This is a genomic window from Pseudomonas sp. BS-2016 (assembly GCF_001806145.1).
Taxonomy (GTDB): Bacteria; Pseudomonadota; Gammaproteobacteria; order Pseudomonadales; family Pseudomonadaceae; genus Aquipseudomonas; species Aquipseudomonas lundensis.
Window position 1 is genome coordinate 92012 of the sequence record NZ_MLCT01000013.1, and the last position, 15743, is coordinate 107754.

8 protein-coding genes are annotated in these 15743 nt (G+C 59.6%); 5 read left to right on the top strand and 3 right to left on the bottom strand.

What is annotated here, in order from left to right; translation table 11 throughout:
- Positions 1-411 precede the first annotated feature (411 nt).
- Genes dnaA through gyrB form a run of 4 tightly spaced genes read left to right on the top strand, consistent with a single transcriptional unit; the run spans position 412 to position 6619 of the window.
- Complete coding sequence (dnaA, locus tag BKD70_RS02415) at positions 412-1929, top strand: chromosomal replication initiator protein DnaA (protein ID WP_047278987.1); 1518 nt, start codon at positions 412-414, stop codon at positions 1927-1929.
- A gap of 38 nt (positions 1930-1967) precedes the next feature.
- Positions 1968-3071: a DNA polymerase III subunit beta gene (dnaN, locus tag BKD70_RS02420; RefSeq protein ID WP_047278985.1), complete on the top strand. Its 1104-nt coding sequence runs from the start codon at positions 1968-1970 to the stop codon at positions 3069-3071.
- A gap of 21 nt (positions 3072-3092) precedes the next feature.
- Complete coding sequence (gene recF / locus BKD70_RS02425) at positions 3093-4196, top strand: DNA replication/repair protein RecF (RefSeq protein WP_047278983.1); 1104 nt, start codon at positions 3093-3095, stop codon at positions 4194-4196.
- A 5-nt stretch (positions 4197-4201) separates the two neighbouring features.
- Entirely contained in the window at positions 4202-6619 is a 2418-nt protein-coding gene (gene gyrB, locus BKD70_RS02430; RefSeq protein WP_047279216.1) for a DNA topoisomerase (ATP-hydrolyzing) subunit B, read from the top strand.
- Between the two features lie 75 nt (positions 6620-6694).
- Here the strand turns inward: gyrB and BKD70_RS02435 are convergent, their stop codons facing one another.
- From BKD70_RS02435 to BKD70_RS02445, 3 genes are all read right to left on the bottom strand, one after another.
- Positions 6695-9730, bottom strand: coding sequence for an autotransporter domain-containing protein (locus BKD70_RS02435; RefSeq protein WP_047278981.1), 3036 nt, complete (start codon positions 9728-9730; stop codon positions 6695-6697).
- A 133-nt stretch (positions 9731-9863) separates the two neighbouring features.
- Positions 9864-12833, bottom strand: a complete 2970-nt coding sequence (locus tag BKD70_RS02440; RefSeq protein WP_047278979.1) for an autotransporter serine protease — start codon at positions 12831-12833, stop codon at positions 9864-9866.
- A gap of 174 nt (positions 12834-13007) precedes the next feature.
- Positions 13008-13895 carry a LysR family transcriptional regulator gene (locus BKD70_RS02445; RefSeq protein WP_047278977.1) on the bottom strand — a complete coding sequence of 296 codons (888 nt, stop codon included), beginning with the start codon at positions 13893-13895 and terminating at the stop codon, positions 13008-13010.
- A gap of 137 nt (positions 13896-14032) precedes the next feature.
- Here BKD70_RS02445 and BKD70_RS02450 point away from each other — a divergent pair, with 137 nt between their 5' ends.
- A complete protein-coding gene (locus BKD70_RS02450) occupies positions 14033-15694 on the top strand; it encodes a GMC family oxidoreductase (RefSeq protein WP_047278974.1) in 1662 nt (553 codons plus the stop codon).
- The last annotated feature ends 49 nt before the right edge of the window (positions 15695-15743 follow it).

The following is a 15743-nucleotide window of genomic DNA, read 5'->3' on the forward strand; positions in this document are numbered from 1 at the left end:
GCTATAGAAATTAAAAAACGTTTTATTTAAAGCTCTTTTAAAGAACTAACTACTCTTACAGAGCCCGGTATCTGTGGATAAAACGCTGTAGGCCATATGGGAAAAGGGTTTCAGCGATTCAAAAGGTTGTCCACAAGCCGTGCTCTGCCTGTGCCGCACCGTCGGAAAAGCTGTGCATGAAAGGGCTCTTTATCCACAGGCGGCTTATGCACAACGTTTCACCCCCACTTGTGCAACGGGCTTAGGCCCGCTTATCCACAGACCTTATGCACCTACCATTTGTCGCTTTATTCAGGGATAAAAACCGAATCCTTCCTTATAGACAGGCAACCTACATGTGGATAAGTGAACGCGTGGTCGCTACAATGGCGCCTGTTTTTGCCTCACCGGCTTTCAACTTAGGGGATATCCGTGTCAGTGGAACTTTGGCAGCAGTGCGTAGAGCTTTTGCGCGAAGAGCTGCCTGCCCAGCAATTCAACACCTGGATCCGTCCACTACAGGTCGAAGCCGAAGGCGACGAGTTGCGCGTGTATGCACCCAACCGTTTTGTGCTGGACTGGGTGAACGAGAAGTACCTGAGCCGTCTGCTTGAGCTGTTGAATGAGCACAGCAATGGCATGGCGCCTGCGTTGTCCTTATTAATAGGCAGCAAGCGCAGCTCGGCGCCTCGCGCTGCACCGAATGCGCCGTTGGCGGCTGCTGCCTCGCAACAGGCCCCCGCCCCCTCCGTAGCCCCGAGTGCTCCTGCCCAGGCCGCTGCAACACCTGCGCCTGCGCCCAAGCCTGCAACGCAGACGAGTGAAGAACCGTCGCGCGACAGCTTCGATCCAATGGCTGGCGCCAGTTCGCAACAAGCGCCGGTTCGCGCCGAGCAACGTACCGTTCAAGTTGAAGGTGCGCTCAAGCACACCAGTTACCTGAACCGCACGTTCACCTTTGAAAACTTTGTCGAAGGTAAATCCAACCAACTGGCCCGCGCTGCGGCGTGGCAAGTGGCGGACAACCCCAAGCACGGTTACAACCCGCTATTTCTATATGGCGGTGTAGGTCTGGGTAAGACTCACTTGATGCATGCCGTGGGCAACCACCTGCTCAAGAAGAACCCGAATGCCAAGGTGGTGTACCTGCATTCCGAGCGTTTTGTAGCGGACATGGTCAAAGCCCTGCAGCTCAACGCGATCAATGAGTTCAAGCGCTTCTACCGCTCGGTGGATGCGTTGCTCATCGATGACATTCAGTTCTTTGCGCGCAAGGAGCGGTCACAGGAAGAGTTCTTCCATACCTTCAACGCCCTGCTTGAAGGCGGTCAGCAAGTGATTCTGACCAGCGACCGTTACCCGAAAGAAATCGAAGGCCTTGAAGAACGCCTCAAATCACGTTTCGGCTGGGGCCTGACAGTGGCCGTCGAGCCGCCGGAACTGGAAACACGTGTGGCGATCCTGATGAAGAAGGCCGATCAGGCCAAAGTCGATTTGCCCCACGATGCTGCCTTCTTTATTGCACAACGCATTCGCTCCAACGTGCGTGAGCTTGAAGGCGCACTCAAGCGGGTGATTGCTCACTCGCACTTTATGGGCCGCGACATCACCATCGAGCTGATTCGCGAATCCCTTAAAGACTTGCTGGCGCTGCAAGACAAGCTGGTCTCTGTGGATAACATCCAGCGCACTGTCGCGGAGTACTACAAGATCAAGATCTCGGATTTGCTGTCCAAGCGCCGTTCGCGCTCGGTGGCGCGTCCACGTCAGGTCGCAATGGCGTTGTCCAAAGAGCTGACCAACCACAGCTTGCCGGAAATCGGTGACGTGTTTGGTGGCCGCGACCATACGACGGTCTTGCATGCGTGCCGCAAAATCAACGAACTCAAGGAATCCGACGCGGACATCCGCGAGGACTACAAGAACCTGCTGCGTACACTGACCACCTGATGACACCAGCGCAGCTTATTAAGGCAAGGGACTAGACCATGCATTTCACCATTCAACGCGAAGCCCTGTTGAAACCCCTGCAACTGGTCGCAGGCGTCGTTGAACGCCGCCAGACCTTGCCGGTATTGTCCAACGTGCTGTTGGTTGTCGAAGGCCAGCAACTGTCGCTGACCGGTACCGACCTGGAAGTCGAGCTGGTGGGGCGCGTGCAACTGGAAGAGCCGGCTGAGCCCGGCGAAATCACCGTACCTGCGCGCAAGCTGATGGATATCTGCAAAAGTTTGCCCAACGATGCGCTGATCGACATCAAGCTTGATGACCAGAAGCTGGTGGTCAAGGCCGGACGTAGCCGCTTCACGCTGTCGACCCTGCCTGCCAATGACTTCCCGACGGTTGAAGAAGGCCCAGGTTCGCTGACCTGCAACCTGCAACAGAGCAAGCTGCGTCGTTTGATCGAGCGCACCAGCTTCGCCATGGCGCAACAAGACGTGCGCTACTACCTCAACGGTATGTTGCTCGAAGTGTCGGCCGGGATCATCCGTGCCGTAGCCACCGATGGACACCGTCTGGCCATGTGTTCGATGAAAGCCGATATTGGCCAGCCTGATCGCCATCAGGTCATCGTGCCGCGCAAGGGCATCCTGGAGCTGGCTCGCCTGCTGACGGAACCGGACGGTGAAGTCAGCATCGTGCTGGGGGCTCACCACATTCGCGCAACAACCGGTGAATTCACCTTCACCTCCAAACTGGTGGACGGTAAGTTCCCGGACTACGAGCGCGTGCTGCCTAAAGGCGGCGACAAAACCGTTATCGGTGATCGTCAGGCCTTGCGTGAAGCGTTCAGCCGCACTGCGATTCTGTCCAACGAGAAATACCGCGGTATTCGTCTGCAACTGGCCAATGGCCAACTGAAAATCCAGGCCAATAACCCGGAACAGGAAGAAGCGGAAGAAGAAGTGGGCGTTGACTACAACGGCGGCTCGCTGGAGATCGGCTTCAACGTGAGCTATCTGCTGGACGTGCTGGGCGTCATGACCACTGAGCAAGTGCGTCTGATCCTGTCGGACTCCAACAGCAGTGCGTTGGTGCAAGAATCGGACAACGACGATTCGGCCTACGTTGTCATGCCGATGCGTCTGTAACTTATGCACAGCCTGCACTAGATGTCCCTCAGTCGTGTCACAGTCACCGCGGTGCGTAACTTGCACCCGGTGACGTTCTCCCCTTCCCCCCGCATCAATATCCTGTACGGCGACAACGGCAGCGGTAAAACCAGCGTGCTGGAAGCTATCCACTTGCTGGGGCTGGCCCGTTCGTTCCGTAGCGTGCGCCTCAACCCCGTTATTCAGCATGAACAACAGACCTGCACCGTCTTCGGCCAGGTTGAGTTGGCTGAAGGTGGCCACAGTGCGCTGGGCATCTCACGCGACCGGCAGGGGGAGTTTCAAATCCGTATCGATGGCCAGAATGCGCGCAGTGCGGCGCAATTGGCCGAGATATTACCGCTGCAATTAATTAACCCGGACAGCTTCCGTCTACTGGAAGGCGCCCCGAAGATCCGTAGGCAGTTTCTGGATTGGGGAGTGTTCCACGTCGAACCGCGCTTCATGTCGACCTGGCAGCGGCTACAGAAGGCCCTGCGGCAGCGGAACTCATGGCTGCGGCATGGTACACTCGACGCCGTTTCACAAGCGGCCTGGGACCGGGAACTGTGTCTGGCCAGTGCTGAAATCGATGAATACCGACGCGCCTATATCAAAGCCTTGAAACCAGTCTTTGAGCAGACCCTGAGCGAGTTGTTGGAGCTCGAAGGGTTAACGCTGAGTTATTACCGTGGGTGGGACAAAGACCGTGAGCTGAGCGCTGTGCTCGCCGCATCCGTCCACCGCGATCAGCAAATGGGTCATACCCAGGCGGGACCGCAACGTGCTGATTTACGCCTGAAGCTGGGCGGCCACAACGCCGCAGAAATCCTCTCGCGCGGGCAGCAAAAGTTAGTGGTCTGCGCTTTGCGAATTGCTCAGGGGCATTTGGTCAGTCAGGCACGGCGCGGCCAATGTATTTATCTGGTGGACGATTTGCCGTCTGAACTCGACGAGCAGCATCGCCACGCACTGTGTCGCTTGTTGGAAGACTTACGCTGCCAGGTGTTCATCACCTGTGTAGATCACGAATTATTGAGGGAAGGCTGGCAGACGGAAACGCCAGTTGCACTGTTCCACGTGGAACAGGGCTGTATCACCCAGACCCACGACCATCGGGAGTGAAGGCATTGAGCGAAGAAAATACGTACGACTCAACGAGCATTAAAGTGCTGAAAGGCCTGGATGCCGTACGCAAACGTCCCGGTATGTACATTGGTGACACCGACGATGGCAGCGGTCTGCACCACATGGTGTTCGAGGTGGTCGATAACTCCATCGACGAAGCGCTGGCTGGCCATTGCGACGACATCACCATCACCATCCACCCGGATGAATCCATCACCGTGCGCGACAACGGTCGTGGCATTCCGGTCGATGTACACAAAGAAGAAGGCGTTTCCGCAGCTGAAGTCATCATGACGGTGCTGCACGCTGGCGGTAAGTTCGACGACAACTCCTATAAAGTCTCCGGCGGTCTGCACGGTGTAGGTGTGTCGGTGGTTAACGCCCTGTCCGAAATTCTGGTGCTGACCGTACGTCGCAGCGGCAAAATCTGGGAACAGACCTACGTTCACGGTGTGCCTCAGGCGCCGATGGCCATCGTCGGTGAGAGCGAAACCACCGGTACCCAGATCCACTTCAAGCCGTCGGCAGAAACCTTCAAGAACATTCACTTCAGCTGGGACATCCTGGCCAAGCGAATTCGTGAACTGTCGTTCCTCAACTCCGGTGTTGGCATCGTCCTGAAGGATGAGCGCAGCGGTAAGGAAGAGCTGTTCAAGTACGAAGGCGGTCTGCGTGCATTCGTTGACTACCTGAACACCAACAAGACACCCGTCAACCAGGTGTTCCACTTCAATGTTCAGCGTGAAGACGGCATCGGTGTAGAAATTGCTCTGCAGTGGAACGACAGTTTTAACGAAAACCTGTTGTGCTTTACCAACAACATTCCGCAGCGCGATGGCGGTACGCACTTAGTGGGCTTCCGCTCTGCCCTGACGCGTAACCTGAACACGTACATCGAAGCTGAAGGCCTGGCCAAGAAGCACAAGGTAGCCACCACCGGCGATGACGCCCGTGAAGGTTTGACCGCGATTATTTCGGTAAAAGTGCCTGACCCGAAGTTCAGCTCCCAGACCAAAGACAAGCTGGTCTCTTCCGAAGTGAAGACCGCTGTTGAACAGGAAATGGGCAAGTACTTCTCGGACTTCCTGCTGGAAAACCCGAACGAAGCCAAGCTGGTTGTCGGCAAAATGATCGACGCCGCCCGTGCCCGTGAAGCGGCGCGTAAAGCCCGTGAGATGACGCGCCGTAAAGGTGCGCTGGATATCGCCGGTTTGCCGGGCAAGCTGGCTGACTGCCAGGAAAAAGACCCGGCGCTGTCCGAACTGTACCTGGTGGAAGGTGACTCTGCTGGCGGCTCCGCCAAGCAGGGACGTAACCGCCGCACTCAAGCGATCCTGCCGTTGAAAGGTAAAATCCTCAACGTTGAGAAAGCTCGCTTCGACAAGATGATTTCTTCGCAAGAAGTCGGCACCTTGATCACGGCGCTGGGCTGCGGGATTGGCCGCGAAGAGTACAACATCGACAAACTGCGCTATCACAACATCATCATCATGACCGATGCTGACGTCGACGGTTCGCACATCCGTACCCTGCTGCTGACCTTCTTCTTCCGTCAGTTGCCGGAGCTGATCGAGCGTGGCTACATCTACATCGCTCAGCCGCCGTTGTACAAAGTGAAAAAGGGCAAGCAAGAGCAATACATCAAAGACGACGACGCCATGGAAGAGTACATGACGCAGTCGGCCCTTGAAGACGCCAGCCTGCACTTGAACGAAGACGCCCCGGGCATCTCCGGCGAGGCACTGGAGCGTCTGGTCTACGACTTCCGCATGGTGATGAAAACCCTTAAGCGTCTGTCGCGCCTGTACCCTCAGGAGCTGACGGAGCACTTCATCTACCTGCCGGCCGTGACCCTTGAGCAATTGGGTGATCACGCTGCCATGCAGGCGTGGATGGCCAAGTTCGAAGAGCGTCTGCGTCTGGTTGAGAAATCGGGTCTGGTGTACAAAGCCAGCCTGCGTGAAGACACGGAGCGCAATGTCTGGTTGCCGGAAGTCGAACTGATCTCCCACGGCCACTCGACGTTCATCACCTTCAACCGTGATTTCTTCGGCAGCAACGACTACAAAACCGTTGTGACCCTGGGCGCGCAGTTGAGCACCCTGCTGGATGAAGGCGCCTACATCCAGCGTGGCGAACGCCGCAAACAAGTCACCGAGTTCAAGGAAGCACTGGACTGGCTGATGGCTGAAAGCACCAAGCGTCACACCATTCAGCGCTACAAAGGTCTGGGTGAAATGAACCCGGATCAGCTCTGGGAAACCACCATGGACCCAAGCGTGCGCCGCATGCTGAAGGTCACCATTGAAGACGCGATCGGCGCTGACCAGATCTTCAATACCTTGATGGGCGACGCAGTTGAACCGCGTCGTGAGTTCATCGAGAGCAACGCATTGGCGGTGTCCAACCTGGACTTCTAATGCGGATGTAAACGCACCACGAAAAAGGCCAACGCTCGCGTTGGCCTTTTTTTATGCGCGCTGAAAGCGCTGTCGTCAGAACTGCCAGCTCAGGTTCAACCCTACCCCGTGCGTCTTGTCCTTGTTGCTCAACTGCCCGTTGTAATCCAGTTCCAGGCGCGTGTCTTTACCCAGCGCCACGCCCACTTGGGCACCCACCACCGCTGCATCGCGGGCCAATGAAACACTGTGAACGCTGAAGGGCGTGCTGCCCGCTACGAAGCTCAAATCCTCATCCGAACCCACGGCATTCAAGTTGTGTTGCCAACCCAGGCTGCCCGCCACGTCCATTTTTTGGTCACTGTTTAAGGTGAAGGTTTTGGCAGCCCGCAGGCCGAGGGTCGATAACACGGCTTCGCGATTATCGCGGCGTCCCTTGAGTGCTGCGGCCCCGCCCTTTTCATGGAAGCTGTCGCTGCTCACGTGTACATACGCCAGGTTAGCGAAAGGCTCCAGCGCCAGCGACGGGAGTTGGATGCGGTAGGCGGCTTCGGTGAAGACCTGCGCAGTGCCAGCATCGCGTTTGGTTTTTTGTTTGGCATCGATGTCGGCAAATTGCACATCACGTTTCACGTCGGTCCGGTTCCAGCTATAAGCGCCACCCGCACTCAGGCGCAGGGCATCGATTTCATGCCCCACGTAGGCGCCGAGGTGGTAGCTGTCGGTCGACGCGTTGGCGTGCGTGCCGTCTCCCATGTTCAGGCCGCTGTGGCTGTAACCGGTGAACAGGCCGACGCGGGTGGCCTCGGTGATAAGCCCGTCCGCGCCAATCAGCATGCCGCCCAACGAGGTGGTGTACTGCGCGTTGGATGAGCCGGCATCGGTTTTACCCCACGCACCGAGGGCCTTGACCCACACAGAGTTCTGGCCAGCCGCCTCTGAACCGGCGGTGTACAGGTCATGCTGGCGCAAACGATCACCCACGGCGTCGCGTACGTGGCGACTGTCGTTAATCAGTTGGGTGGCAATGGCAGGGTGAATTTCACCACTCAATTGCTGATACGCCTGACGCGCACTGGTCACCGAAGGGGACAGCAAAATCCCTTCATACACCGCATTACCAGCGCTTAGACCTTCCGCAGCGGCGGCCACGGCACGTTGGTTAGGGGTTAGCGCGACACTGGCGAATGATGCAGCCGTGCGCTCGATGCCCAATTGCACCGCCGTGGCTGAATAATCCAGCTGCCCCCCGATGAACAGGTAATTGGGCAAGACGCTGGCGAACTGCCCCTCTACCCCGCCCGCGGCCTGGAGAATGCTGAACTGTTGGCCCAACAGGCTGCCGGCTTGCTGGCGACTCAACAGCGCAGGATTGTTTTCCAGTGCCAGGGTCACTGTGCCGCCCTTCAATGTGGCTTTACCACCCGCCACAATTCGGTCGCTTTGGGTTGGGGATAACTCAACGGCGTAGGTGGCGCCCGGCTCGAACGTCACGTTACCCGCCACATTAAGCGTGCCGATCGAGTTGCCCGGCGCCACCGTACCGCCCGTGTTGGCAGTCAGTGCGCCGACCTGGCCGCTGCCACCCAGCACGCCGTTCTGGTTCACCGTGACGGCGGAGCTGAGCGAGCCATTCACCGCCAGCAGGCCCTGATTGATCGCCGTTGGCCCACTGTAGGTATTGGCGCCAGTCAGCACCAACGTACCGATGCCTTGTTTGGTCAGCCCGCCGTGGCCGCCAATGTCGTTACGCCAGACATCCAAACCGCAGCTGGCATCCGTGCAGCGTCGCTCCGTGGGTTTTCCGGCATCTATCAGCGCGCCCACGCCCGGCAGGTCTGCCACAAACTGGCCGTCGCCGTACGAGCCTGCTACGCGCAGGGCTTGTGGGATATCGGCATCAGCGATGAACATGCCGGGGCCGTCGATGGCTTTATGCAGATTGATCATGCCCCAGCCATACAGCTCGTCCACACCCGCCGCGCCCAGGTCGGTTGCCGTGGACTTGAGCACGCCTGCCACCTGTGCCCCGGTCATGTACGGGAAGCGCTCCATCAATACGGCTGCACTGCCCGCCACATGGGGGGCGGCCATTGAGGTGCCACTTTTATTGCCGTAACCGACCGTCATGTTGTCCAGCGTGGTGCCACCGATCACGGCGCTGTAGATCCCGGTGCCCGGTGCGGACACGCAGAAACTGGCCGCATACCCGCACCGGGATGAGAACGTACTCAGGGTGTAAGGGATGGCGCTGGTGGTGTCAGGGTTTTGCTGCAAGCTGGCCACCGTGATCCAGTTGGGGGCGATGTCCGGGACGAAATGCGCCAGCCCTGCAATGGCGTCCGGGTTGTTGAGGTTGTAGTCATTACCGGCGGCGAAAATGGTCACGATGCCACTGCGCGCCGATTCGATGGCGCCGCTGTAAGCGCCACCCGCCTTGGTGTCGAGCAGCGGCACAATCTGATCGAACTGCTTCTGCGCGTCGTCCACGGTGAAGTGCGGGTAAGCCGGGTCGCGCCCGCCCAGGCGAAACTTGTCGGTGATACCAATGCCCCAACTGTTGTTGATGATCCGCGCCCCGCTGGCGGCCAGCGCATCCCAACCGGCTTTGTAAACCGCGCCGTCATTGCCACGAATAATGCCGTCTTCCGGGCCGGGGTCGCCGTTGTCGGCCATGATGACTTGCGCGTCATAGGCCACGCCGTGCATCGGGCCGCCATCGCGGTTGCCCCCTGCAATGCCGCCGACGTGGGTGCCGTGGGAGCCCAATTTGCCGTCCGACCCGGCCGAAGGGCTGCCGTCGTAGATGAACGCGTCACCGGCTTTGACCGGAATGTACGGGTCGGTGTATTCGCGAATGCCGGAGGTGGTCAGGGTGATGACTTTGTTCGGGCTGTTGAACTCAGGGTGCTGCGCGTAGACCGGCTGATCGAAGATCCCGAGTTTGACGCCCTTGCCGCTGTACCCCGCGGCGTAGGCATCTTGCGCATTGATCGCGCCCAAGCCCCAGTCCGCCTTGAACTCCGGGCTGCGCCAGCTATCGGGCTGCCCTGCCCGTCCGGCCTCTACATAAGGAGCAGCGTGCAATTGTCCGATCATGCCCACTGATGCCATGCCCAATGCCAATGACATGACCCGTTTTTTAAACGGCAGCTTTCCTACAGGCAGGAGTTGCCCACGTGTTACGTCCATTTAATGACCTTCCCTGGTGACGTGCTGAAGAGCCCTGTGCCCAAGGCACAGGGTGTTTACGAAAGCCGTGAAATCAGAACTGCCAATTGAGGCTCAGGCCCACGCCGTGGCTTTTTTCCCGATTGGCCAGTTGGCCGCTGTAATCCAGGTTGACGCGCAAGTCGCGGTTGATCGCGAGGCTGGCGTGCGCGCCGACCAGGGCGGCATCCCGTACCAACGGCGAACTTTCAACGGTGAAGCTCGGCCCGCCCGAGGCGAATCGCACATGGGTGTCCGAATCGACTGCGCTGAGCGTGTGCTGCCAGCCCAGGCTGCCCGCCAGATCCAGTGGTTGCCGGGCGATATGCACCGTTTTCAGCGCCCGCAGACCTAATGTGCCGAGCACCGCGTCGCGTTGATCGTGACTGCCCTTGAGTGCGGCGGCGTCCCCTTTTTCGGTGAACCCCTCACTGTTGACGTGGATGTACGCCAGATGGGCGAACGGCTCCAGCCCCACCGCTGGCAAGTCCACGCGGTAGGCCGCTTCGGTCAAGACCTGCACCGTTTGCGCGTCACGTTTGGTTTTTTGTTTGGCGCTGCTGTTGTTGTACTGCAAGTCGCGTTTCACATCGGCACGGTGCCAGCTGTAGGTTGCACCGCCGCTGACCCGAACCGCCCCCAGCGCGTGGCCGATGTAGGCGCCTACGTGATAGCTGTCCACCGTGGCCCGCGAATGCGTGCCGGTGCCCATATTCAGCGAACTGTCGCTGTAACCGCCCAGCAGGCCGAGCCGTGTTTCGTCATTGAGTGCGCCATCCACGCCGGCCACTGCACCGCCAATCGAGGTCGTGTAATCCGCCGTGTCATGGCCTGAGTCGGTTTTGCCCCACGCGCCGAGTGCCTTGAACCACACCTCGGGCGCTGCGTGCGATGACTGCCAGGCGTCTGGCGAATTGAGGCGTTCACCGACTGCCTCCCGTAATTGACGGCTGTCGTTGATCAGCATCGTGCCCAGTGCCGGATGAATTTCTCCCGACAACTGCTGGAATGCGCGTTGAGCCTCGGCGATCGACGGAGCGCTTAATACGCTTTCATACACCGCATTGCCCGCGCCCAATTGTTCACTGGCGGCGGCGACAGCGCGCTGGTTCGGCGTGGCGCCGACGTCGGCAAAGGCGGTGGCCGTGCGCTCGATCGCCATCTGCACGGTGCTGGCCGAGTAGTCGAGGTGTGCGCCGATAAACAGGAAATTGGGCATGACGCTGGCGAACTGCCCTTCAATACCGCCCGCCGCGTGCAGGATCTGATACTGGCGGCCTAGCAGGCTGCGCGCTTGCGGCTGGGTAAGCAGATCAGGGGTGTTTTCCAGCGCCAGTGTCACAGTGCCGCCCTCCAGCGTGGCCTTGCCGCCCGCGACCAGTTGGTCGCTTTGGGTTGGGGATAACTCCACGGCGTAGGTCGAGCCGGCCTTGAAGGTCACGTCGCCCGCGACGTTCAGCGTGCCGATGGAGTTACCGGGCGCCACACTCGCCCCTGTGTTGGCGATCAAACCGCCGACACTGCCCGATCCGCCGAGTGTGCCGCTGTCGTTGATCGTCACGTTCGAGGTGATCGAGCCGTTCACGTTGAGGGTGCCGCCATTGACCGTGGTGGCGCCGCGATAGGTGTTGACGCCGGTCAGCGTGAGGCTGCCTGCACCGGACTTGATCAGACTGCCCTGGTATTCGCGTTGGGCAGCGGCTGCATCGCGGGCCATGCCAATGGCGTAATCGGTGTGTTCCTGTTGGCTGGCGCCGCTCGCAAGGCCCTGGGTCCACCCGTTGTCGATCAGGGTGTGTTGCCACGCCAGATGCTCGGCCGCGTCTTCCTGCTGACGAGCGGCCAGCGCGGTATCCGTCAGGTTATTGCTCCACACATCGTGTTGCCCGTTGTTGAGCTGCACATCAAAGGTCCTGAGCAACTGCCCCGGCCCCTTCATTGCCCGGGCCAGATCCGGCACGCCCCAGCCCACCCGTTCACTCGGTGCCTGAGTGAGCGAGCCGTCCAGTTGGGTGGAGGTCGTCAGCAAGACGTTGAGGGCTTGCTGGTTGTTCAGGTACGGGTAGCGCTCCATGACCAGCGCCAGAGCCCCCGTGGCGTGCGGGGCCGACATGGAAGTGCCGGACTTCACCCCGTAGCCATCGCCCGGGATGGTGCTGTTGATCAATGCGCCGGGGGTGGCGATGCACCAGTACTTGGCGATGCCGCACTGGTTGTACTTTTGCTGATTGTTTTTATCCAGCCCGGAGACCGCCAGCCAGTGTCCTTCAAGGTCGGGTTGAAAGTACGGCAACGCTGAACGCACGCTGGCGTTGGCCACCCCGCTGTTACCGGCGCTGAACACATTGATCACCCCACGACGCGACACGTCGGCAGCCGCATCCAGCCAGGTGTTTTGGTTGTAATGCTGTGCATACGCCGCGTGCAGACCCTCAAGGGTTTGATAGTTCACGTCTTTGGGCTGGCTGCCCCAACTGTTGTTGATCGCTCGCACGCCTGCATCCGCCAATGCGTTATAGGCGGCCTTGAAATAGAGCGCATCCGGGTGGGGGCCGAACAAAAAACTGTCGTTCTGGTTGGTATTGGCCACATACAGATCGGCATTGAAGGCCACACCGTGCATGCCAACGCCATCACGGGCGGCGGCGATGGTGCCGGTGACGTGGGTGCCGTGGGAATCGTTACGCGGGTTGAGCACGCCGCTGACCGAAAAGGGCGTGCCGTCTGCGGACTGACCGCTGGCCGTAACGGCCTGGAAGCGGGCGGCTTCGGGATGACCCGGGTCGAACCCCGAATCCATGACGCCGATCTTGACCCCGGCCCCGGTGACACCCGCCGCGTACGCCGCATTGGCCGACAGCCGCTCAAGGCCCCAATCCTGCCCATACTCGGCGGAGCGCCAGCTGGCCGCATCGCCTGCGGTGCCCTGTTCCTGATACACCGCCCGGGCCGGGGTAGAAAGCACTACCAGCAGGCTGGCGCACACAATAGGCGCGGCGCTGCCACGACGAACGTCCCTGTTCATAAAAGCTCACTTCTTATCGTTATTAGAGCGCGGGCTTCTATCGCGAAGTCCCCTTTAAGGGCGTGACTTTAGAACAGGGTTTTATGTGCTGCCGAATTTATGCACAGGGTGTGGGCTGTTTCGCGTTTTTTGTTTTTTAAACGTTATCCACAGGCCCACGCGCGCGGGGGCCGGTCAGGGGGCCATCAACACGGGTTGTTCGGCTGTGCATAACGCCAGCAAAAAATCCCACACCACGCGCAACCGCACAGACTTGTGCAGCTCGCGGCGGGTGCTGATCCAGTAGCTGCGTTGCACCGACTCCTGCGGCAAGACCCGCACCAGCGCCGGGTCGTGACGGGCCATGTAATTGGGCAGCACGGCAATGCCCAACCCGGCGCTTGCCGCCTGTTGCTGAGCGATCACGCTGGTGCTGCGAAACGTCACGGTCGGGGTGCGGCAGAAGGTATTCAGGAACAGCAGCTCCTGGCTGAACAACAGGTCATCGACGTACCCGATCCAATCGTGCTGGCCAAGGTCATCGCGATCATTGAGCGCGGGTGCTCTTTCCAGGTACGTGGGGCTGGCATAAAGCCCTAGGGTGTAATCCGTGAGTTTGCGGGTGATCAACAGGTCGGCATTGGGTCGCTCCAGATGGATGCTGATTTCGGCCTCACGGTTGAGAATGCTGACAAAGCGCGGTACCGCCACCAGCTCCACCTCCAGCCCCGGATAGCGCTCAAACAGGCCGCGCAGACGGGCGGTAATGAACATGATGCCGATGCCTTCAGTGACCCCCAGACGAATCTTGCCCAGCGGCGCCATGGCCTGGGTGATTTCTTCCTGTGCCAGCAGCGCAACGTTTTCCATCGCCTCGGCGTGCTTGAGCAGCGCTTGCCCGGCCGGGGTCAGTTCGTACCCTTGCGCATGCTGCACGAACAGCGCCGTGCCCAGATGGTGTTCGATGGTCTCAATGTGCCGCGCCACCGTGCTGTGGGTGGTATTGAGGCGTTTGGCGGCGGTCAGCAGGCGACCGCTGCGCTGCAACTCCAGAAAATACCGCAGGTCATTCCAGTCGAACATGAGTGTCCTCGGGCGCAGCTGTAGGAGGTGTTGTGCAAAAACGCACAGGCCATGGGCGAAATCGCGCGTTTTCAACTCGAAATTAATCAATACGATGGGGCAGGACAATAAAAATAAATACAGGCGCGAGGTGCTTCATGCCATCAGCGACTCAGGTCTATGACTACATCATTGTGGGCGCAGGCCCTGCCGGTTCTGTGCTGGCCAACCGTTTGTCGGCCAACCCTGCCCACTCGGTGCTGCTGCTGGAAGCGGGCGGCCGTGATAACTACCCATGGATTCACATCCCTGTGGGGTATCTGTACTGCATCGGCAACCCGCGTACCGACTGGTGTTTCAAAACCGAAGTGCAGGCCGGCTTGCAAGGCCGCAGCCTGAGTTATCCACGGGGCAAGGTGCTGGGTGGCTGTTCGTCGATCAACGGCATGATCTACATGCGCGGTCAGGCAAGTGACTACGACCGTTGGGCCGAACAGGGCAACCCGGGCTGGGCCTGGAAAGACGTGCTGCCGCTGTTCAAACGCAGCGAAAAACACTACGGCGGCAATGCCGATATGCACAGCAGTGACGGCGAATGGCGGGTTGAGCAACAGCGATATGCCTGGCCCATACTCGACGCTTTTCGCGCCGCCGCTGCCCAAAGCGGCATCCCGACCGTCGACGATTTCAACACCGGCGACAATCAGGGTTGTGGCTACTTTCAGGTCAATCAGCGTGCCGGGGTGCGCTGGAACGCCTCCAAAGCATTTTTACGGCCGATCCTCAAACGGCCGAATTTGACCGTGCTCACCGACGTTCACGTCAATAAAGTGCTGTTAGACGACGGCCGCGCCACCCATGTGCGCGCCCGTTGGCAAGGCACGGAACAGGACTTCAACGCGCAGCGTGAAATCATTCTGTGCGCAGGCGCGATAGGCTCGCCGGGGATTTTGCAGCGCTCGGGGATTGGCCCGCGACCTTTACTCGAAAGCCTGAACATCAAGGTCGAGCACGAGCTGCCCGGTGTCGGCGGCAACTTGCAGGACCACCTGCAACTGCGCCTGATCTTCAAACTGAGCAAAGCGCGCACCCTCAATCAGGTGGCCAATAGCCTGTGGGGCAAACTGGGCATGGGCCTGCGTTACGCTTACGACCGCAGCGGCCCGCTGGCCATGGCGCCCAGCCAGTTGGGGGCGTTTGTAAAGTCAGACCCCGCGCAGCCTTCCGCGAATTTGCAGTACCACGTGCAGCCCTTGTCGCTGGAACGCTTCGGTGAGCCGTTGCACACCTTCCCCGCCTTCACCGCATCGGTGTGCAACCTGCGGCCTAAGAGTCGCGGCCGCGTGGATATCCGCTCTGCCAACCCGGACGACGCGCCGTTGATCGATCCTAATTACCTCAGCCACCCCGACGATTTAAGCGTGGCGGCGGATGCCATCCGGCTGACGCGCCACATTGTCGCCAGCCCTGCCCTGCAAGGCTTCAGCCCCGAGGAATATCTGCCTGGCCCTGAACTGCACACTGAGCAACAGTTGTATGAAGCGGCCGCCCGCATCGGTACGACGATTTTCCATCCCGTGGGCACCTGCCGCATGGGGCAGGATTCAGACGCCGTGGTGGATGCCCAATTGCGGGTTCACGGCGTCGTGGGATTAAGGGTGGCCGATGCGTCGATCATGCCCGATATCGTGTCGGGTAATACCTGTTCGCCTACGCTGATGATTGGCGAAAAAGCTGCGCAACTGATTCTTGAACCACCCGTCAATCGGGCAGAAAAAGCGGTGGATACGTCTCGCGTAGCAGCAATACCGGTCGCCTGAAGGTGATCGTGGTTCCGGTCGCAGTCATCCGGAACCGACAGTGGACAAC

What these genes read in the sequence shown, in the direction of transcription:
- recF (WP_047278983.1), top strand. Translation starts at nt 3,093, where the DNA reads ATGTCCCTCAGTCGTGTCACAGTCACCGCGGTGCGTAACTTGCACCCG.
- dnaN (WP_047278985.1), top strand. Translation starts at nt 1,968, where the DNA reads ATGCATTTCACCATTCAACGCGAAGCCCTGTTGAAACCCCTGCAACTG.
- BKD70_RS02445 (WP_047278977.1), bottom strand. Translation starts at nt 13,895, where the DNA reads ATGTTCGACTGGAATGACCTGCGGTATTTTCTGGAGTTGCAGCGCAGC.
- BKD70_RS02440 (WP_047278979.1), bottom strand. Translation starts at nt 12,833, where the DNA reads ATGAACAGGGACGTTCGTCGTGGCAGCGCCGCGCCTATTGTGTGCGCC.
- BKD70_RS02435 (WP_047278981.1), bottom strand. Translation starts at nt 9,730, where the DNA reads ATGTCATTGGCATTGGGCATGGCATCAGTGGGCATGATCGGACAATTG.
- BKD70_RS02450 (WP_047278974.1), top strand. Translation starts at nt 14,033, where the DNA reads ATGCCATCAGCGACTCAGGTCTATGACTACATCATTGTGGGCGCAGGC.